The sequence below is a fragment of the Pontibacter sp. HJ8 genome (assembly GCF_054824225.1).
Genome location: NZ_JSYF01000130.1, coordinates 1 through 1,546, shown reverse-complemented (window position 1 = coordinate 1,546; position 1,546 = coordinate 1). Strand labels below are relative to the sequence as shown.

Sequence of the window (1,546 nt, the reverse complement as noted above, 5' to 3'; positions counted from 1 at the left end):
ATATGCTAGAATGGGCACAGAGGCATTATCAACAGAATCCGTCAGGGTATACCCTGCTGGAAAGTAAGGACATAAACAAAACGTGTGGCTGCGACTCAGAAATAATATTCTTTAAATCGGATCGAAATGCTGGATTTGCAGCTGGTAACAACATAGCCATTAAACTTGCTTTGCTCTGGAAGGATTTTGATTTCCTGTGGCTGCTCAACAACGATACCATAGTCGATGGAGACAGTTTATCTGAATTAGTAAGCAGAGCTGTCTTTGATAGAGCGAATGCCTTACAGATTGGGATATGGGGTTCGAAACTTTTGTTTTACCATAATCCTGATACAATCCAGGCTTTGGGAGGTGTTTTCAACCTGAATACCTTCACGACCTCTCACATTGGAGAGAACCAAAAGGACAGCACACTCTCATTAAGTAATACCCCGAGACAGGATTATGTCATTGGGGCTTCCATGTTCGTGAGCAAAGAGTTTATTGAGAACGTCGGGCTACTTAACGAAGATTACTTCTTATACTTCGAGGAGCTTGATTGGGCAAAAAGGGGGCAGCTGAAAAACTATAACCTCGGTTATGTCCCAACTAGCAGGGTATACCACAAAGAGGGGCAGACAATAGGTTCAAGTTCAGAGGGGAGTAAGAAAAGCGCATTGGCTGATTACCATGGCATCAGAAGCAAAATCTTGTTTGTCAGAAAGTACTATCCTAGAAAGTTGCCAAACCTGTACCTCCTCCTGACAGGGTCTATTGTTCTACGATTAAAAAGATTACAGTTTAAGAGAGCGCTGAAGATAGTATCTTTGATGTTTAACACAACTGCCTAATGTCTCTCTCAAAGACGCTGCTTTACACTCTCTTGCTAAAGTTGATGATAGCCACGCTATTGTTCAATGGCTTCATTTCTAACTTTCTGTCTTTCTCGTCGACGAACTTAGGCACCGTATTCATCGACGCATTCATCCTCCTACTTATCCTTCACCTGGCGCTTAAGCTCATTGCCGGATATTATTCTGGATTGATGTTGAAGCGACTCTACTTCAATATGTTGGTTCTATGGGGCATATTGGTTTTTCTGACCTTCCTGAAACTACTGTTTCTGGACGCTACCCCGTTAGCAGAAAGGCTCCTTGGAGTACGGAACAACATCGTATACATGATACCCCTAATCTATATCCCGCTTTTCTTTAAAAAGGAGGAAGATGTGGAGGGGGTTGTAGCATTCTTCCTTAAGACAAGCCTTGTACTGGTCGTATTCTCCATCGTCCAGTACTTGTTTTCCGCCAGGCTGCCCGAGTCGTTGCTAGTATTGCGTGGAGAGACGGTATTTAGTTTCTACGGAACCACGATTGCCCGCCCGACCGCATTGCTTGGCAACACAATTATTTACGCAAGCTTTACGCTGATAATATTTTCCTTCTATCTTGCCAAGTACTTGTACGATAGCAAAAGTAGCTATCTCTTCATACTCCTTATCATCAGCCTGGCGAATATCGTTACGTTTACCCGCGCATCTATTGTTGGGATGGTGCTCGTTGTTCTG

At 43.4% G+C, this 1,546-nt stretch carries 2 protein-coding genes; both read left to right on the top strand.

The window, feature by feature from the left end:
* Positions 1-830: glycosyltransferase family protein (locus tag OB13_RS07210; RefSeq protein WP_461489481.1), on the top strand; the 830-nt coding region annotated here is incomplete at its 5' end.
* The coding region (locus tag OB13_RS07205) for a hypothetical protein (protein ID WP_461489480.1) at positions 830-1,546 on the top strand (717 nt) is incomplete at its 3' end. The genes OB13_RS07210 and OB13_RS07205, both read left to right, overlap by 1 nt.